General features: G+C 73.6%; 3 protein-coding genes. All 3 read right to left on the bottom strand.

Annotated features, from left to right (window positions below):
* Positions 1-417: 417 nt before the first annotated feature.
* From CG736_RS06145 to CG736_RS37485, 3 genes are read right to left on the bottom strand one after another with little or no spacing between them, the layout of a single operon-like run.
* A complete protein-coding gene (locus CG736_RS06145; protein ID WP_198520379.1) occupies positions 418-1,581 on the bottom strand; it encodes a macrolide family glycosyltransferase in 1,164 nt (387 codons plus the stop codon).
* Positions 1,581-3,833: a cytochrome P450 gene (locus CG736_RS38855; RefSeq protein ID WP_100585145.1), complete on the bottom strand. Its 2,253-nt coding sequence runs from the start codon at positions 3,831-3,833 to the stop codon at positions 1,581-1,583. The genes CG736_RS06145 and CG736_RS38855 overlap by 1 nt, the downstream gene beginning before the upstream one ends.
* Positions 3,830-21,139 (bottom strand): type I polyketide synthase, encoded by a 17,310-nt coding sequence (locus CG736_RS37485; protein WP_232733832.1) that lies wholly within the window; start codon positions 21,137-21,139, stop codon positions 3,830-3,832. The genes CG736_RS38855 and CG736_RS37485 overlap by 4 nt, the downstream gene beginning before the upstream one ends.

Below are 21,139 nucleotides of genomic sequence, written 5' to 3'. Positions count from 1 at the left end.
GCAGTTCGACGCCGGGGCCACGTCCGGCGTGATGTCGAGCGGGGAGTGTCTCGCGAAGCTCGCCGTGCTGCGGGCCGAACCGGCCGTGTTCGGGTCAGCAGCCTCCGACCCGACGGTCTCCCGCCTTTCGCCGCCCCCGGCGGCAAGGCCCCAAAAGTCTTCCGTGCCGCGCGAGTTGAGTCCCGCCGGCACGCGTCGCGGCCGCGAAGCGCCCGGTGCCGGTGGGACTGCGGCCGTGGACCTCGACCAAGGTGCCGGCGATCGCGCCCTCGGGCGAGGAGTACGCCGCACCGCCCCCTCTGCCGCGACTCCACCCGAGCGGACCGGCCCATCACCCGGCCCGAGCACGCCGTACGAGGCCGTGCGCGGGAACGGACTCCACCGGGCGGGTGCGGGCCGCCCGGTGGAGTCCGGCCGTCACTGGGTCAGCAGCTTCTCCAGGACGTCCGCCGCCTTCGACGCGCCGCCCGCGCCGCGGACGACCCGGCTCAGGGCCGCCGCCCGGGGGCGGTAGGCCCGGACGGACCGGACGGCGTCGCGCAGGCCCTGGACGGTCGGGTCGGTGAGTGTCCTGCCGACCTGCAGTTCCTCCGCCCGCCGGGCGATCGCCTGCTGTTCCGGGATCTGCGGGACCGCCACGAACGGCACCCCGTGGTACAGGGACTCCATGGTCGAGTTCATCCCGGCGTGGCTCAGGAACACCTCGGTGTGCCGCAGCACCGCGATCTGCGGCACCTGCGCGTGCACTTCGACGTTCGCCGGGATCGGGCCCAGCGACTGCCGGTCCAGCCCGCCCACGGCCATGACGACCTGCCAGTCGCTGTCCCCGAACGCCTCGATGCAGGTCCGGTAGAACTCGGGCCGGTCGTTGAAGACGGTTCCCAGCGAGATCAGCAGCACCGGGCCCGGCGACCGGGGGCTCCACTCCCCGGCGGTCTGCCGGCTGCTCAGCGACGGCCCGACGAAGTGGAAGCGCTCGTCGAAGGTGTCCCCCGCCAGCTGGAACTCGCGGGGGACGAACACCAGGCTCGTCGGGGGCACGTGGCCGAACATCAGGTTCGGGTCGTCGAGGAAGCCGTGGCCCTGCGCGAACTTCCCCATGTCCTGGATCGCGGCCACCAGCCGGGGGTCGGCGTGGTCGAAGTCGGCCGGCAGGTACACCTGCGCCGCCGAGAAGGACTCGTTCTCCGCGAAGGTCGGCACCAGGGAGACCTCCGGCACGTCGAGCAGGTTCGCCAGCATCCTCCCGGTGAAGGTCACCGAGTCGTAGCACACCGCGTCCGGCGGGTCGGCCAGGAAGTGCTCGGCCAGGACGGGGAAGGAGGCCCGCGCGTCGTCGAGGTAGTACTCCATCGTCACGGCGAGCTGCTCCGCCGTGAACTCCCCCCGCGACGCCAGGTCCGGCGGCAGCTCCGAGGGCAGGGTCACCGGCGACGCCCCGGCGGCGACGGCGGCGTCCATGGTCGCCGGTCCGGTGGCGTAGCTGACCCGGTGACCGCGCCGGACCAGTTCCTCGACCAGCGGCAGGGTCGGGTTCACGTGCCCGGACGCGGGCGCGCTCACGAAGGCGAAATGGGCCATCAGCTCTCCTCCAGGACGACCGGCAGGGTCTTGTGGCCGTTGGTGAAGAAGGAACCCAGCGGCTCGAGTTCGGACGACGGGACGGCCAGCCGCAGCCCGGGGAACCGGGAGAACAGCGCGGACAGCGCCGTCGTCGCCTCCAGCTTCGCCAGCGGGCTGCCGAGGCAGAAGTGCACGCCGTGCCCGAAGGTGAGGTGGTCGGACCGCGACGACCGGGTGACGGAGAAGTCCTCCGCGTCGGCCCCGTGCTGCGCCGGGTCGCGGCCGACCGCGCCGAAGGACAGCAGGATCGCCTCGCCCTTGCGGATCTGCACGCCGTCCACGGAGATGTCCTCCACGGCGTACCGCAGCGGCAGGTTCGGCACCGGCGCCTGCCAGCGCAGGGTCTCGTCCACCACGTCCTCCCAGGTGCTGGCGCCGGACCGGACCAGGTCGAGCTGGGACGGGTGGGTGGCCAGCGCGTGGACGGCGTGGTCGAGCAGGTTGACGGTCGTCTCGAAGCCGGCGGAGATGGTCAGCAGCAGGGTGTCCAGCAGTTCCCGCTCGGACAGTCGGGTGCCGTCCGCCTCCTGCGCGGCGATCAGGTCGCTGGTCATGTCGTCGCCGGGGTTGCTCCGCTTGGCGGCCACGAGTTCCTTGAGCAGCAGGTACAGCTCGCCGGAGGCGGCCTGCACGCCCGTCGGGTCCGCGTCGAGGCTGAACACCGCGTCCACCAGTCGCCGCAGGTCCGCGCCCGTCTGCGGGGTCACCCCGAACAGTTCGGTGATGACCTGGATCGGCAGCGGGAACGCGAACCGTGCGCGCAGGTCGACCGGCTCCCCCGGCGGCACCGCGGCCAGCTCTTCGATCAGCCCGGCCGTGATCTCCTCGATGCGCGGCCGCATCGCCTCGATCCGGCGCGGGGTGAACGCCTTGGCCACCAGGCTGCGCAGCCGGGTGTGGTCGGCCCCGTAGGCGGTGAACATGTTCTGCAGCGCGACCCACATGATCAGCGGCCAGTCCGGCGGGACGTCGCCGTCGCGCCACATCGGCCAGTGCTTGTTCGCGTCCTTGGACACCTTCGGGTCGAGCAGCAGCTTCTTCGCCAGGTCGTGCCCGGTGACGGCCCAGGCCGACACGCCGCCGGGCAGTTCGACGCGGGTGGCCGGGCCGCGCTCGCGCAGGGCGGCGGCCTCGCCGAAGATGTCGCCGCCCGAGGCGTCCATGACGTACGCGTCGGCGGGCGGGGCCTGCACGCGCACCGGCTCGGTGAAGGTGGTGGCGGTACGGGGCCCGGGCGGCTCGGTGACCTCCAGCAGGGCCGCGGTGAACCGCGAGCCCATGCCGAGGCCGATCGACATGATGGTGTCGCCGGGCTTCAGGCTCTCGTCGTGCAGCAGGTGGTCGATGCCGAGCAGCTGGTCGCACGGCCCGACGTGGCCGAGCTCGCGCAGCATCGGCCAGGTGGTGCGGCTCAGGTCGATGCCGAGCGGCTCCAGCACGACGACCTCCAGCTGGGCCAGGCCCAGACCGGTGACGACGAACCTGGTGATGTCGGCGATGTCGACGCCGCCCTCCTTGGCCGCCTGCTGGACCGCGGAGACCAGTGCCCCGCTCATCAGCGTCAGGTACGGGGCCAGGCCGGTGACCTCGATCGGCGTACGGTCGCGGTGGCCCGCGGGGTCCGGGATCGTCGGGGCCGCGAGGACCTCCATCTGGGTCGCGGAGCTGTTGGCGGTCGCGATCAGCCGCGCCCGGCCGCCCTCGCGGTTGAGCACGGCCGCGACCGCGCCGTCGGCCAGGAAGATCCCGATGGTGGGCTGCCAGCGCTCCCACCGCGGCGGCAGGAACCGGGCGGTGGCCGTGACCAGGGTCGCGGTCGCGGCCGGGTCGGCCACCAGGTGCGCGGCGGCGGACTGCAGCGCGGCCGAGCCGCCGTTGCTGGTCGCCTCGACCTCGTAGACCAGGGCGTGGCCGAGGCCGAGGACGCGCTGCAGGTGGCAGGAGGACGCCCGGTGGTCCTGGTGGTCCATCTGGGCGTAGGCGGCCATCGAGATGTCGGCGCCGGTGAGACCGGACTCGCGCAGGGCTCCGATCGCCGCGTGCACGGCCATCCCGTGCTCGGTGACGTCCTCGGAGCGGGTGAACGACACGAAGTCCGACAGCGCGAGCAGCCGCCGCATGGTCTCGGTGTCCGGCACGGCCTCCGTGGCGGGCGTGCGGGGCGGCAGGTACCGCCCCGTTCCACCGATGTAAACGTTGTCCCAGATCATGCGTAGTCCTTTCCCCTGAGTTCGGACAGCCCGGCCCCGTATCCGGTGAAGTCGAGGAGCCACGTGCTGATGGCCAGCGCCGTGGCCGCGGAGTGCTCCTCCAGCACGGTGAAGTGGTCGCCCGGGACGGTGAGCACCTCCTGGACGGTGGTGGACAGCCGGGGCCACGAGCGGTTCCCGGTGCCCACCAGCAGCACCGGCGCGGTGACGGGCTCCGGGGCGCCGGCCAGGTCGAGGTAGCGGCCCATGGCCACCAGCCGCTCGTCGTCGACCGGCTGGACCTGGTGGCCGGCGTCGAGCATGCCGGTGAGCACGCCCGGCAGGTCGTCGGGGTAGCCGTCGATGAGCACCACGGCGCTGGGCCGGGCCCCCCGCCGTTCCAGTTCCCCGGCGGTCGCCAGCGCCAGCCACGCGCCCACCGAACGGCCGACCAGCACCGGCGCGGCGACGACCGACGCGGCGTCGGCGAGTGCCTGGACCAGGACGTCGGCGTCCGCGGGCAGCGGGTCGCCGGCGAAGCCCGGCAGGGTGACCGCCGTGACGTCGCGGGCGGCCTCCAGCGCCGCGCCGAACCGCCGGTACTCCTCGACGCCGCCGGACGCCAGCGCGGACGGCAGGCAGACCAGCGACGGCTGGAGGAAGCCGGCCGCGAGGGCGGACGTCTCGACCTTGGGCGCGTCGGTGGCCTCGCTCAGCCGGGACGCCGTGGCCAGCAGGTCGAGGCCGTCCTGCGCGCGGCCCACGTCGACGGCCTTGCGCAGCAGTCGCTCCATCGGCCCGGCCACCCGGTTCTCCGGCGAGCACAGCTGCCCGTAGAGGTGGTTGACGAGCTGTTCGGGCGTCGGGAAGTCGAAGACCAGGGTCGCCGGGAGCTGGAGCCCGGTGGCCGCGTTGAGCTGGTTGCGCAGCTCGATGGCGGTCAGCGAGTCGACGCCGTGGTCGCGGAACAGCTGGCGCGGGTCGTCGATCCCGCCGGGGGCCATCCCGAGGATGCTCGCGCTGTGCCGGACGACCAGGTCGAGCAGCAGGGCGCGCTGCTCGGGCTCGGGCAGGGCTTCGAGCCCGGCCCGCAGGTCGTCGGGGCCGGTCGCCGGGGCCGGCGCGCGCCGCGTCCGGGCGAGTCCGCGCAGCAGCGCGGGCGGGGTGTCGATCGCCGCGAGGTCGAGGCGGACCGGCACCAGCGCCGGACGTTCGCCGGCCAGGGCGGTGTCGAACAGGTCGAGGGCCTGCTCGGTGCCCAGCGGCAGCATCCCGGTCCGCGCCAGCCGCCGGTGGTCGGCCTCCTTCAGGTTCCCGGTGATGCCGCTGGACTCGGCCCACTGGCCCCAGGCCAGCGAGGTGGCCGGCAGACCGCGCGCGTGCCGGTGCTCGGCGAGCCCGTCGAGGAACGCGTTCGCGGCGGCGTAGTTGGCCTGCCCGGGGGCGCCGAACACCCCGGACGCCGAGGAGAACAGCACGAACGCCCGCAGGTCCAGGTGCTCGGTGGCCTCGTGCAGGTGCCATCCGGCATCGGCCTTCGCGTGCAGCACGGTGTCGATCTGCTCCGGTGTCATCGATCCCACCAGGGCGTCGTCGACGACCCCGGCGGCGTGCACGACGACCCGCAGGTCGGGGATCGAGGCGACGAGGTCCCGCACGGCCTCCCGGTCGCCGGCGTCGCAGGCGACCACGGTGAGGGCGTCGCCCAGCTCCTCCCGGAGCCCGGGCGGCTCGACGCCGCGGCGGCCGGCGAGCACCACGTGCCGGACGCCGTGCCGCGCGACCAGGTGCCGGGCGACCAGGACGCCGAGGGTGCCGGTGCCGCCGGTGATCAGTGCGGTGCCGTCCAGCGGCGCGCCGTCCAGCGGCCCGGCCGCGGCCGCCCTCACCAGCCTCGGAACCAGGGCGGTTCCGTCGCGCAGCTGGATCTCGGGCTCGCCGTCGCCCACGGCGGCCCGCACCGCGGCGGGGATCGCCCGTCGGGACGCGGCCGTGCCGTCGTGCCGGACGGTCAGGATCCGCCCCGGGTTCTCACTGTGCGCGCTGCGCAGGAAGCCGCGGGCCGCGGCCGAGGCCGGGTCGTCGCCGGTGAGGACCACGAGCCGGGCCGGCGTGTCGGTGGCCAGGAACTCCCGGACCGTGCCGAGCAGTTCGCGGGTCACCGCATGGGCGGCCGCGACCGGCTCGCCCTCGCCGACGACCTCGTGGAGGACCGTCTCGGTGTCCGGGCCGTCCGGTGCCGCCATCGGCGTCCAGTCGACGGCGAACAGCGTGTTCGGCCGGCGCCCGGCCCCGCGTCCCGCCGCTTCGACGGGCCGCAGGACGATCTCGTCGATGCTCACGACCGGCGTCCCGGCGGTGTCGGTGATCCGCACCGCGTAGGTGTCCGGCCCGGTCGGGTGCAGCACCACGCGGCCCGTCGCGGCCGACCCGGTGACGGACACGCCGGAGAACGAGAAGGGCATCCGCGCCGGACTGCCGCCGCCGTCCTCGGCTGCGAGGCCGGCGAGCAGGGTCAGCGGCTGGATGGCGGCGTCCAGGAGCGCGGGGTGGACGCGGTAGCCGGTGAGCTGCGCGGGGTCCGCCGGGAACCTCACCTCGGCGTGCAGGTCCTCGCCGTGCCGCCGAATGCCGGTGAGCCCCTGGAAGGTCGGCCCGTAGTCGTAGCCGGCTTCGGCGAGCCGGTCGTAGAGCGAGTCGATGTCGATCGGCACGGCCTCGCCGTCGTCCGCCCCGGGCGCCTCCGTCCGGTCGGCCCGGGTCGCCGACGGACTCAGCACGCCGGTCGCGTGGCGGGTCCACTCGTCGGGCTCCGCGGAGGTGCGGGAGTGGACGGTGACGGGCCGGCGTCCGGTGTCGTCGGGCGCGCCGACGGTGACCTGCACGTGCACGCCGTCGTGCGCGGACAGCACGAGCGGCGCCTCCAGGACCAGCTCGGACAGCACGGGGCTGGCCGTGTGCTCGCCGGCCTGGAGGGCCAGGTCCACGAACGCCATCCCGGGCAGCAGCGTCGAACCGAGCACGGTGTGCTCGGCCAGCCACGGGTGGACGGACGCGGAGAGCTTTCCGGTCAGCACCACGCCCTGCCCGTCGGGGAGCTTCACCAGGGACCGCAGCAGCGGGTGGTCCGGCGTGTCCAGGCCCTCCGACGGGGTGGTGGGCTGGAGCCAGTAGTGCTGGTGCTGGAAGGCGTACGAGGGCACCCGCGCGCCTGCCGTGGTGGCCGCGGGCGGCGTCCAGCGCATCGCACCGTCCGCCCACAACCGCCCCAGGCCCGCGAACAACCGCTCCGGGGAATCACCCCCGCGCCGCATCAACCCGTTCCCCACCAGCACCGGATGCGGACCGACCTCCACGAACCCGGTCACGCCCTGGCCCGCCAGCCACTCCACGGCATCGGCGAACCGCACCGGTTCGCGGACCTGCCGCACCCAGTACCCGGGCTCCCCCATGTCCACCGGGCACCCCGCCACGGTGGAGACCACCGGGATCACCGGCTCACCGAACGACAGACCCGCCGCCACCCGACCCAGCTCCTCCAGCACCGGATCCATCCGCGCCGAATGGAACGCGTGACTGACCTCCAGCCGCCGCACCCGACGACCACGCCCCCACCACACCTCGGAAACCGCCGCGACCGCCGCCTCGTCCCCCGACACCACCACCGCATCGGCCGCGTTGACCGCCGCCACCTCCGCACCCGGCACCAACGACCCCGCAACCTCCTCCACCGACGCCTGGAGCGACACCATCGCCCCACCACCCGGCAACCCCTGCATCAACCGGCCACGCGCACCCACCAGCGCACACGCGTCCTCCAGACTCAGCACACCCGCCACATGCGCCGCCGCCACCTCACCGACCGAATGCCCGACCACGAAATCCGGCCGCACACCCAGCGACTCCACCAGCCGGAACAGCGCCACCTCCAGCGCGAACACACTGCCCTGCGTGAACAGCGTCTCCCCGAGCACCCCCTCCCCGTCCTCGAACAACACCTCCACCGGCAGCCCCAAGAGCCCGCACACTTCGTCCAACGCCTGGGCGAACACCGGGAATTCGCGGTACAGACCACGACCCATCCCCGCCCACTGACCACCCTGACCGGAGAACACGAACGCCGACCTGCCCGCGTCACGGGCCTCGCCGGTCACCAGCCCGGGATGGGCTTCCCCGCGCACCAGGGCCGCCAGGGCCTCCGGTCCGGTCAGCACGGCCCGGTGGACGAACCGGGTCCGCGCGGCGAGCGCGGCGCCGATCCCGTCCGGGTCGGGGGCCTTGGCCGCGTACGCCTGCAACCTGCGGGCCTGGTCGCGCAGGGCCTGCTCGGACTTGGCCGACAGCAGCCACGGCACCACGACCGCAGGAGCGGGCTCGGGATCGGCAGGGGACTCGGGCAACGGCTCCTCGGCCGGCGCCTCCAGGATCACGTGCGCGTTCGTACCGCTGATGCCGAACGCCGAGATGCCCGCGCGGCGGGGACGCCCCGTCTCCGGCCACGGCCGGGCCTCGGTGAGCAGCGAGACCCGACCCGCCGACCAGTCGACGTGCGAGGTCGGCTCGTCGACATGCAGCGTCGGCGGCAACTGCCCGTGCCGCATCGCCATCACCATCTTGATCACACCGGCCACACCGGCGGCGGCCTGGGTGTGGCCGATGTTCGACTTCACCGACCCCAGCCACAACGGCTCGTCCCGATCGCGGCCGTAGGTCGCCAACAGCGCCTGCGCCTCGATGGGGTCGCCGAGCGTGGTGCCGGTGCCGTGCGCCTCCACCGCGTCCACCTCGGACGGCTCCAGCCCGGCATTGGCGAGGGCCTGGCGGATGACCCGTTCCTGGGAGGGGCCGTTCGGCGCGGTCAGGCCGTTGCTGGCCCCGTCCTGGTTCACTGCGCTTCCCGCCACGACCGCCAGCACCTGGTGGCCGTTGCGCCGGGCGTCCGACAGACGTTCCAACAGCACCAGACCGGCGCCCTCACCCCACGCCGTGCCGTCCGCCGCCTCGGCGAACGCCTTCACCCGGCCGTCGGTGGCGAGCCCCCGCTGGCGGGAGAAGTCGATGAAGGCGGCGGGTGTCGCCATGACGGTCACACCGCCGGCCAGCGCCAGCGAGCACTCGCCCGAGCGCAGGGCCTGCGCCGCCAGGTGGATCGCCACCAGCGACGACGAACACGCCGTGTCCACCGACACCGCCGGGCCTTCCAGCCCCAGCAGGTACGACACCCGCCCGGAGGTCACACTCGTCGCCGTGCCGGTGGCCACATAGCCGTCCGCGTCGCGCGAGATCTGGTCCACTCCGCCCGCGTAGCCGGATGCCCAGATGCCGGTGAAGACGCCCGTCTGGCTGCCCCGCAACGACGTCGGATCGATCGCCGCGTCCTCGAACGTCTCCCACACGGTCTCCAACAGCACCCGCTGCTGCGGATCCATCGCCAACGCCTCGCGCGGCGAAATACCGAAGAACGCGGCGTCGAAGCCACCCGCGTCCGCCAGAAAAGCGCCCGACCGCGTGTACGACTTCCCCGGGCCACCGGCCGGATCGTAGAGCCGACCCACGTCCCACCCACGATCCGACGGGAACTCGCCCACCGCATCGACCCCACCCGACACCAGGCCCCACAACTCCTGCGCCGAGCCCACCCCACCCGGATACCGGGCACCCAGCCCGACCACCACCACCGGGTCGTCCGACACCGGAACCCCGACCGGCACGGGCGAGGCCGTCCGGCGCTCCATGCCGAGGACCACCTCGCGCAGGTATTCGGCCAGCCGGGCCGGGGTCGGGTGGTCGAAGATCATCGTCGCCGACAGCCGGGTCCCGACCGCCGTGGACAGCCGGTTGCGCAGTTCCACGCCGGTCAGCGAGTCGAAGCCCAGGTCCTTGAAGGCCAGGTCGCCACCGATTGCGTCGTTGCGGCCCAGCACGGCCGAGGCGTGGGTGCTGACCAGGTCGAGCAGGATCTCGCGTTGCCGGGCCTCGGGGAGCGATCCGAGCTCGCCCGCCAGTCCGGTGGTCCGGACCGGTTTGCGGGCGCGTGCCAGCGCGCGCAGCACCGGCCGGTCGCCCAGTGCGGACACCTTGAGCCGGGCCGCGACCACCGCCGGTTCCGCGGTGTCCAGGCCGCCGTCGAACAGCCCGAGTCCGTAGTCGGTCGCCATCGGCAGCAGCCCCGCGCGGGCGAGGCGTTCACCGTCGGCCGCGGACATCTGCCCGGTCAGCCCGCTGGCCTCGGCCCAGTGGCCCCAGGCCAGCGACACGCCCGGCAGCCCCAGGGCGCGCCGGTGCGCGGCCAGGCCGTCGAGGAAGGCGTTCGCCGCCGCGTAGTTCGCCTGCCCCGCCGCGCCGAGCGTGCCGGCCGCCGAGGAGAACAGGACGAACGCCGTCAGATCCAGCCCCCGGGTGAGCTCGTGCAGGTTCCACGCCGCCCGTGCCTTCGGCTCCCAGACCGCGGCAAGACGATCGGGGGTCAGCGACTCCACCACGGCGTCGTCGAGCACACCGGCCGCATGCACGACCGCGGTCAGCGGATGCTCGGCCGGAATCGACTCCAGCACCGCCGCCAACGCGTCCCGATCCGCCACGTCACAGGCCGCGACGCTCACCTCCGCGCCCAGCCCGGCCAACTCCTCGCACAACTCGGCCCCGCCACCACTGCGGCTGACCAGCACCACATGCCGCACACCCCGCTCGACCACCAGATGCCGGGCCACATGACCGCCCAACGTCCCCGTACCACCGGTGATCAACACCGTCCCCACCGCATCGAAACCCGCCGGAACAGTGAGAACGATCTTCCCGACGTGCGCCGCCCGACTCATGAACCGGAAGGCGTCCCGCGCGCGGCGGACGTCCCAGGTGGTGAGCGGTGGCAGGCGCAGCTCGCCCGCGCCGAGCAGCCGGACTGCTTCGGCCAGGATCTCCGCCAGCCGCTCCGGTCCCGCGTCGGCCAGGTCGAAGGCCAGCACGCCGGGCCGGATGTCGGCCTTGCCCATCTCCACGAACCGCCCGCCGGGCGCGAGCAGCCGCAGCGAGGCGTCCAGGAACTCGCCGGACAGCGAGTTCAGCACCACGTCGAAGGGTCCGAACCGGTCGGCGAACTCCAGGGTCCGGGACGAGGCGATGTGGTCGTCGTCCAGCCCCAGGGCGCGCAGGGCGTCCCACTTGGCGGGGCTCGCGGTGGCGAACACCTCCGCGCCGCTGTTCAGGGCCAGCTGGACGGCGGCCATGCCGACGCCGCCGGTGCCGGCGTGGATCAGCACCCGGTCGCCGGGGCGCAGTTCGCCGAGGTCGAACAGCCCGTACCAGGCGGTCATGAACGCGATCGGCACACTGGCGGCCTGGGTGAACGTCCATTCGTCGGGGATGCGCACCAGCGCCCTGTGGTCGGCGACGGCCACTCGGCCGAACGCGCCGGGCAGCAGCCCGGCGACCCGGTCGCCCGGCCGCAGGCCGGTGACCTCGGCGCCGACCTCGGTGACGACGCCCGCGCCCTCGCTGCCGAGCAGCGCCGGGTCCGGGTAGACGCCGAGGGCGATCAGCACGTCCCGGAAGTTCAGGCCGGCCGCCCGCACGGCGACGCGCACCTCCCGGGGCCCGAGCGGGGCCTGCTCGTACGGCAGGAAGGCGAGGTCGTCCAGGCTGCCCGTGCCCGTCGGCGTCAGCCGTCCGTCGAGCGCCTCCTCCGGTGCGGAGCGCACGAGTCGGGGCACGTAAACGGCTCCCCGGCGCACCGCCACCTGGTCCTCGTCGCCGACCGACAGGCCGTCGGGCAGCTCGTCGGCGTCCACCAGCACGAATTGGCCGGGGTGCTCGGACTGCGCGGACCGGACCAGGCCCCAGACGGCCGAGGCCTCCGGGTCGCTCACCGCGTCACCGGGAACGACGGCGACCGCGCCCCGCGTGTGCACCACGAGCCGTTCGCCGGGCCCGGCCAGGAAGTCCTGGACGGCCGTCAGCGCCTCGGCGACCGAGCCGGGCGAGACGACGGCGTCGCCGAGCACGCCTTCGGCGGGGGTCAGCGGAATCCATTCGAGGGCGTACAGCGGGCCGCGTTCGGCCATCGGACGGGTGGTCAGCGCCTCGACGGTCGCCACGGGCTCGCCGGACCGGTCCGCCAGGTGGACGGCGTACGTGCCGGGGCGCACCGCCGTCAGCCGCACGCGCGCGGAGGTCACACCGGTGCGGTGGACCGCGATCCCGCCCAGCGAGAACGGCAGCCGCACGTCGCCCTCCGTACCGGCCAGCAGCGCCAGCGGCTGCAGGGCGGCGTCCAGCAGGGCCGGATGGACGGAGAACCGGGCCGCGTCCGGGACGGTGACCTCGGCGAACACCTCGTCGCCGCGACGCCACACCGCCTGCACGCCCTGGAAGGCCGGCCCGTACTCGTAGCCCGCCGCGGCGAGCGTGTCGTAGAGCCCGGTGACCGGTTCCGCGCCGGCCGGCGGCCACTGCGTCAGCTCCTGCCCGACCACAGGCTGCCCGCTCACCGTGCCGGTGGCGTTCCGTACCCAACCGTCCGTACGGGACCGGACGTCGACCGTCCGGCGGCCGGTCTCGTCCGGCTCGCCCATGACGACCTGCACGTCCACCGCGCCGTCGGCGGGCAGCACCAGCGGCGCCTCCAGGACCAGTTCCTCCACTGCCGCCCCGGCCGCGTGCACCACCAGTTCCACGAACGCCGTCGCGGGCAGCAGCACCGTCCCGAGCACGGAGTGGTCCGCGAGCCAGGGGTGGGTGGTCAGGGAGAGCCGACCCGTCAGGACCCGCTGCTCGCCCACCTCGACGGCGGCGCCGAGCAGCGGGTGGTCCACCGAGTCGAGCCCGGCCGCGGACACGTCTCCCGCGCCGCCGGCGAGCCAGAACCGCGTCCGCTGGAAGGGGTAGGTGGGCAGCGCCACCGGCTCGCCTTCGGGGAACGGCCACTGCACCGGCACACCCGCGACGAACAGCCGGGCCGCGGCGGCCAGGAACTCGGCCGGGGTGCCGTGGTCGCGGCGCAGCGTGCCGGTCACCACGCCCGCCTCGTGCTCCTCCAGTGCAGGCGTGAGCACCGGGTGCGGGCTGATCTCGACGAAGACGGGATCGCTGCCCGAGGCGAGCAGCAGCCGGGTGGTCCGGTCGAACAGCACCGGTTCGCGGAGGTTGCGGTACCAGTAGTCGGCGTCGAGCCCGGCGGTGTCGATCTCCTCGCCGGTCACCGTTGAGTAGAACGGGATGGCTGCCGACCGGGGCGAGATCTCGGCCAGGTCGGTCAGCAACTGGTCGCGGATCGCCTCGACCTGCACGGAGTGCGCGGCGTAGTTGACGGGCAGGCGGCGGGCGCGGATGCCGTCGGCCTCACAGGCCGTCAGCAGTTCGTCCAGCGCGTCCAGATCGCCCGACACTACGACCGAGCCAGGGGCGTTGACCACCGCCACCGTCAGCCGACCGTCCCAGCGGGCCACGAACTCGGCGGCCTGCTCATGCCCGAGACCGACCGACACCATCCCACCCTGGTCGGCCAGGGCGACCAGGGCCTTGCTGCGCAGGGCGACCGCCTTTGCGGCGTCCTCCAACGACAACGCACCCGCCACGTACGCCGCCGCGATCTCACCCTGCGAATGCCCGACGACCGCATCCGGCTCCACACCATGCGCACGCCACAGCTCCGCCAACGCCACCATCACCGCGAACAGCGCGGGCTGCACCACATCCACCCGCTCCAGCGAACCCCCGCCGGTCAACACCTCCACCAACGACCAATCCGTGTACGGCGCCAACGCCGCATCACACGCATCGATCGCGTCCCGGAACACCCGCTCCGAGCCGTACAACTCCCCACCCATACCGACCCACTGGGCGCCCTGCCCCGGAAACACGAACACCGACCGACCCAACGGACGGGCGATCCCGGTCACCAGCCCCGGCACCGTGCCACCCGCAGCCAGAGCGTCCAGGGCCTCCACGCCGCTCAGCACCGCACGGTGCTCGAACACGGTGCGAGCGGCCAGCGCGCCCCCGACCGCCGCCGGGCCCACCTCCGGATGTGCGGCAGTGAATGCGGCCAACCGACGCGCCTGCTCCTGCAACGCCGCCTCGGACCTGGCCGACAGCACCCACGGCACCACCCCGCCCGCGGACCCCGCCGAAACCTCGACCGGCTCCTCATCGGCCGCCTCGATCACCACGTGCGCGTTGGTGCCGCTGATGCCGAACGCGGAGATGCCCGCGCGACGCGGGCGGCCGTTGTCGGGCCACGGCCGGGCCTCGGTCAGCAGCCGGATGTTGCCGGACTCCCAGTCGACGTGCGAGGTCGGCGCGTCGACATGCAGTGTCGGCGGCAGCTGCCCGTGCCGCATCGCCATCACCATCTTGATCACACCGGCCGCACCGGCCGCCGCCTGCGTGTGCCCGAGGTTCGACTTCACCGACCCCAGCCACAACGGCTCCACCCGGTCCTGGCCGTAGGTGGCAAGGAGGGCCTGCGCCTCGATGGGGTCGCCGAGGGTGGTGCCGGTGCCGTGCGCCTCCACCGCGTCCACGTCCGCCGTCGACAGTCCCGCATTCGCCAGCGCCTGCCGGATCACCCGCTCCTGCGACGGACCGTTCGGCGCCCCGAGGCCGTTGGAGGTGCCGTCCTGGTTCACCGCCGAACCCCGCACCACCGCCAGCACCCGGTGACCGTTGCGACGCGCGTCCGACAACCGCTCCAGCAGCAGCAGACCGGCGCCCTCACCCCACGCCGTGCCGTCGGCCGCCTCGGCGAACGCCTTCACCCGGCCGTCGGGGGCCAGACCGCGCTGGCGCGAGAACTCCGTGAACCCCAGCGGGGTCGCCATCACCGTCACGCCGCCGGCCAGGGCGAGTGTGCACTCGCCCGAGCGCAGCGCCTGCGCCGCCAGGTGCAGGGCCACCAGCGAGGACGAGCAGGCCGTGTCCAGCGAGACCGCCGCGCCCTCCAGCCCCAGCAGGTAGGCGATCCGGCCGGAGGTCACGCTGGTCGCGGCGCCCGTACCGAGGTAGCCCTCGGCGTCGGCGGGTGCCTGGTCGCCGTAGCCGGAGGACCAGATGCCGGTGAACACACCCGTCCGGCTGCCCCGCAACGACGTCGGATCGATCCCCGCGTCCTCGAACGTCTCCCACGCGGTCTCCAACAACACCCGCTGCTGCGGATCCATCGCCAACGCCTCACGCGGCGAAATACCGAAGAAATCCGCATCGAACCCCGCCGCATCCGCAAGAAACCCACCCGACCGCGTGTACGACGTCCCCGGATGATCCGCATCCGGATGGAACAACCCCTCCACATCCCACCCACGATCCGACGGGAACCCCCCGATCGCATCCACCCCACCCGACACCACACCCCACAACTCCTCCGGCGACCCCACCCCACCGGGCAACCGACACCCCATACCCACGATCACCACCGGATCGTCCGACACCCCAACCACGACCGGCACCACCGAAGCCACCGCCCCACCGAGGATCTCGGTCAGCAGGTGCTCGGCGAGTTGCCGCGGGGTGGGGTGGTCGAAGGTGACGGTGGCGGGCAGGCGCAGGCCGGTGGCGGTGTTGAGGCGGTTGCGCAGTTCGACGGAGGTCAGGGAGTCGAAGCCGAGGTCCTTGAACGGCTGCCGGTCCCATCCGGCCCCCGGTTCACGGTGACCGAGCACGGCGGCGGTGTTGGCGGTGACCAGGTCGAGTGCGGCTCTCAGCCGTTCGCCCTCCGGCAGTGTCCGCAGGCGTTCGGCGATCGCGCCGCGCCGGGCCGGGCGCCGGGCCGCCTTGCGGGAGACGAGGCCCTTGAGGGCCGCCGGGGTCGCCGGGGCGCCCGCCATCACGGACAGGTCGAGGCGTACCGGCACCAGCGCGGCCCGGTCCATGGCCAGGGCCGCGTCGAACAGCGACAGGGCGTGGTCGGTGGCCAGCGGCACGACCCCGGCTCGGGTCAGCCGGTCCTGGTCGGCGTCGGTCAGGTGCCCGGTCATGCCGCTGGCCTCGGCCCAGTAGCCCCAGGCCAGCGAGGTCGCCGGCAGTCCGAGGGCGCGCCGGTGCACGGCGAGCGCGTCGAGGAAGGTGTTGGCCGCGGCGTAGTTGGCCTGTCCGGGGCTGCCGAGGGTGCCGGCCGCCGAGGAGAACAGGACGAACGCCGTCAGGTCCAGCCCCCGGGTGAGCTCGTGCAGGTTCCACGCCGCCCGCGCCTTCGGCTCCCAGACCGCGGCAAGACGATCGGGGGTCAGCGACTCCACCACGGCGTCGTCGAGCACACCGGCCGCATGCACGACCGCGGTCAGCGGATGCTCGGCCGGAATCGACTCCAGCACCGCCGCCAACGCATCCCGATCCGCCACATCACACGCCGCGACGCTCACCTCCGCGCCCAGCCCGGCCAACTCCTCGCACAACGCCGACCCACCACCACTGCGGCTGACCAGCACCACATGCCGCACACCCCGCTCGACCACCAGATGCCGGGCCACATGACCACCCAACGTCCCCGTACCACCGGTGATCAACACCGTCCCCACCGCATCGAAACCCGCCGGAACAGTGAGAACGATCTTCCCGACGTGCGCCGCCCGACTCATGAACCGGAACACGTCGACCGCGTCCCGGACCCCGCGGACGTCCAACGGCAGTGGCGCGAACCCGCCGTCCGTGAAGGCCTGTACGACGGCGTCGAGGATCTCGCCGAGCCGTTCCGGTCCCGCGTCGGCGATGTCGAACGCCCGGTAGACGATGTCGGGATGGTCGGCCGCGTCGCGGATGTCGGTCTTGCCCATCTCCACGAACCGGCCGCCGGGCACGAGCAGCCGCAGCGAGGCGTCGACGAACTCGCCGGACAGCGAGTCCAGGACGACGTCCATGCGCGGGAACTTCTGCTCGAACTCCAGGGTGCGCGACGAGGCGATGTGGTCCTCGTCCAGCCCCAGGGCGCGCAGGGTGTCCCACTTGGCGGGGCTCGCGGTGGCGAACACCTCCGCGCCGAGCCGCCGGGCCAGTTGGATCGCCGCCATGCCGACACCGCCGGTGCCGGCGTGGATCAGCACCCGGTGACCGGCCTCCAGCCCGCCCAGGTCGCGCAGGCCGTACCACGCGGTCAGGAACACCACGGGCACCGACGCGGCCCTGGCGAACGACCAGTCGTCGGGCATCCGGACCAGCAGCCGGTGGTCGGCGACGGTGACCGGGCCGAACGCGCCGGGGACCAGGCCCATGACGCGGTCGCCGGGCCGGAACCGGGTGTCCGGGCCGGTTTCGAGGACGACGCCCGCGCCTTCGCCGCCCATCAGGGCCGCGCCGGGGTAGACGCCGAGGGCGATCAGCACGTCCCGGAAGTTGAGTCCGGCCGCCCGCATGGCGATCCGGACCTGCCCGGGCCCGAGCGGCTCCATGAGCTCCGGGCGGGGCACCAGCGCCAGGTCGTCGATGCTGCCGGTGCCGGTGTCCTCCAGCCGCCAGGTCCCGTCCGGCGGGGTGAGGCTCGCGCCGACCCGGACCAGGCGGGGGACCCGCAACGCCCCTTGGCGGACCGCCAGTTCCGGCTCGTCCGTGCCGGCGATCAGCGCGGGGTCCCAGGTCGGGTCGGCGTCGACCAGGACGAACCGGTCGGGGTGCTCGGCCCGCGCGCCGCGGACCAGGCCCCAGACCATCGAGTGGTGGAGGCCGACCACGTCACCGGGCGCGGCGGCGACGGCGTTGCGGGTGACGACCACCAGCCGCGTCCGCTCGCCCGCCAGGTGATCCCGGATCACGGCGAGTACGCGCTGCGCGCTCTCGTACGCCGCCTCGACGGTGTCCAGCTCGGGCTCCGGCCCGGGCACCTCGTGGACGACCAGGTCGGCAGGGTCGCCGACCGTCGACGCCGGTTCGAGGGGAACCCAGTCGAGTGCGTACAGGCTGTCCGGGACGGTGGTGGCGTCCCGGACGGTCAGCGACGTGATGACCGCGACCGGGGTGCCGTCCGGATCGGCCACGGCCACGGTGTAGGTGTCCGGCCCGGTGGCGGACAGGCGGACGCGCAGCGGCCCGCGGGCCGCGGGCCGGATCGCCACCCCGGTGAACACGAACGGCAGGCCGGTGCGGTCGGTGAGGAACACCATGGGGTGCAGGGCGGCGTCGAGCAGCGCGGGGTGCAGCGCGAACGGCTCCTCGGCGGGAAGCTCCACCTCGGCGTAGACGGTGTCGCCGACCCGCCGGGCCGCCGTGACGCCCTGGAACGCCGGCCCGTACTCGTAGCCGAGCACCGACAGCGAGTCGTAGAGCCCGTCGACGTCGAGGGGCTCGCCGGCCGACGGCCAGTCCCAGGCGCTCAGCACCGGCTCCTCGCCCAGGGTTCCGGTGGCGTGCCGCACCCACTCGTCGCCGTCGTGCGAGTACACCGTGAGCGGGTTGCGGCCGTCGTCCTCGGGGCCCACGACGACCTGGAGGTGCACCGGGGCGTCGTCGAGGACGAGCGGCGTTTCGAGCACCAGCTCCTCGACCGCGCGGCCGAGCCGGCCGGCCGCGTAGGCCGCCATTTCCGCGAACGCGGTGCCGGGCAGCAGGACGGAGCCCCGCACGGCGTGGTCGGCCAGCCACGGGTGGGTGGCGAGCGAGATCCGTCCGCTGAGCACCGCGCCGTCGGGCAGTTCCACGAACGTGCTGAGCAGGGGGTGGTCGCCCGACACCGTCGGGACGGGCCGCAGCCAGTACGGCTCGCGCTGGAAGGCGTACGTCGGCAGGTCGACGGGCTCGGTGTCGTCCGGGAACCGCCAGTCGACCGGGACGCCGTGGACGTACAGGCGGCCGAGCGAGGTGAGGAAGTCGTCCTGGTCGCGCCGGAGCGTGCCGGTGACGAGGGGGTCGGAGCCGTGGTGGTGACCGGTCTCCTCGACGGCGGAGACCAGGACCGGATGCGGGCTGGCCTCGACGAAGACGGTGTGGCCGTGGTCGAGCAGCGCCCGGGTGGTCCGGTCGAACAGCACGGGTTCGCGGAGGTTGCGGTACCAGTAGTCGGCGTCGAGGGCGGCGGTGTCGATCTCCTCGCCGGTCACCGTGGAGTAGAAGGGGATGGCTGCCGACCGGGGCGAGATCTCGGCGAGGTCAGTCAGCAACTGCTCGCGGATCGCTTCGACCTGTGCCGAGTGCGCCGCGTAGTTGACGGGCAGTCGGCGGGCGCGGATGCCGTCGGCCTCACAGGCCGTCAGCAGTTCGTCCAGCGCGTCCAGATCGCCCGACACCACCACACTGTCCGCCGAGTTGACCACCGCCACGGTCAGCCGACCGTCCCACCGGGCCATGAACTCGGCAGCCTGCCCATGCCCGAGACCGACCGACACCATCCCGCCCCGGTCGGCCAACACCGCCAGCGCCCGGCTCCGCAGCGCCACCACCTTCGCGGCGTCGTCCAGGGACAACGCGCCGGCCACGTACGCCGCCGCGATCTCGCCCTGCGAATGCCCGACAACCGCATCAGGCTCCACACCGTGCGCACGCCACAGTGCGGCCAGCGCCACCATCACGGCGAACAGCGCAGGCTGCACTACGTCGACCCGCTCCAGCGAGCCCCCGCCGGTCAGCACCTCCACCAACGACCAGTCCGTGTACGGCGCCAACGCCGCATCACACGCATCGATCGCGTCCCGGAACACCCGCTCCGATCCGTACAACTCCGCACCCATGCCGACCCATTGGGCGCCCTGCCCCGGGAACACGAACACCGACCGACCCAACGGACGGACGGTCCCGGTCACCAGACCCGGCACCGTGCCACCCGCAGCCAGAGCGTCCAGGGCCTCCACACCGCTCAGCACCGCACGGTGCTCGAAACGCGACCGCCCGGCCAACGCCCGACCCACCGCAACCGCGCCGACCCCCGGATGCTCGGCCAGGAACGCCCCCAGCCGACGCGCCTGCTCCCGCAACGCCACGTCCGACTTCGCCGACAGCATCCACGGCGCCGCCCCGCCCGCGGACCCCGTCGAAACCTCGACCGGCTCCTCATCGGCCGCCTCGATCACCACGTGCGCGTTGGTGCCGCTGATGCCGAACGCCGACACACCGGCCCGGCGGGGACGCCCGGTCTCCGGCCACGGCCGGGCCTCGGTGAGCAGCGAGACCCGGCCCGCCGACCAGTCGACGTGCGAGGTCGGCGCGTCCACGTGCAGGGTCCGCGGCAACTGCCCGTGCCGCATCGCCATCACCATCTTGATCACACCCGCGACGCCGGCCGCCGCCTGCGTGTGCCCGATGTTCGACTTCACCGAACCCAGCCACAACGGCTCCACCCGCCCCTGACCGTAGGTCGCCAGGAGTGCCTGGGCCTCGATGGGGTCGCCGAGGGTGGTCCCGGTGCCGTGGGCCTCCGCCGCGTCCACGTCCGCCGTCGACAGTCCCGCATTCGCCAGCGCCTGCCGGATGACGCGTTCCTGCGACGGACCGTTCGGCGCCGCAAGCCCGTTGGACGCACCGTCCTGGTTCACCGCCGAACCCCGCACCACCGCCAGCACCCGGTGACCGTTGCGGCGCGCGTCCGACAACCGCTCCAGCAGCAGCAGACCGGCGCCCTCGCCCCAGCTGGTGCCATCCGCCGCCTCGGCGAACGCCTTCACCCGGCCGTCGACGGAAAGGCCCCGCTGCCGCGAGAACTCGACGAACCCCGCCGGCGTCGCCATCACGGTCACACCGCCGGCCAGCGCCAGCGAACACTCCCCCGCCCGCAGCGCCTGCGCCGCCAAGTGGATCGCCACCAGCGACGACGAACACGCCGTGTCCACCGACACCGCCGGACCCTCCAGCCCCAGCAGGTACGACACCCGCCCGGACGTGGCGCTGGTGGCGGTTCCGGTGGCGAGAAAACCCTCAAGGTCCGGCGGCGGCTGGTTGCCGTAGCCGGAGGACCACAGGCCGGTGAACACGGCTGTTCGGCTGCCGCCGAGCGTGGTGGGGTCGATGCCGGCGTACTCGAAGGTCTCCCAGGCGGTCTCCAGCAGCACCCGCTGCTGCGGGTCCATGGCGAGCGCCTCGCGCGGCGAGATGCCGAAGAACCCGGCGTCGAAGCCCGCGCCGTCGGCGAGGAAGCCGCCCGACCGGCTGTAGGTCGTGCCCGGACGGTCCGGGTCGGGGTCGTAGACGACGTCCCAGCCACGGTCCGGCGGGAATTCGGTGATCGCGTCGGCGCCGTCCGAGACGAGCCGCCACAGGCCGTCGGGGGACTCCACCCCGCCCGGGTAGCGGCAGCCCATGCCGATGATCGCGATCGGCTCGCGCGCGGCCTCCTCCATGTCGGCGAGGCGCTTGCTGAGCACTCCCAGGTCGGCCGTGGCGCGCTTGAGGTAGGTACGGAGCTTCTGTTCGTCGGACAT

It is taken from the genome of Kitasatospora sp. CB02891 (genome assembly GCF_002803145.1).
Lineage (GTDB): Bacteria > Actinomycetota > Actinomycetes > Streptomycetales > Streptomycetaceae > Kitasatospora > Kitasatospora griseola.
This window is presented reverse-complemented; position numbering and strand designations above follow the sequence as displayed.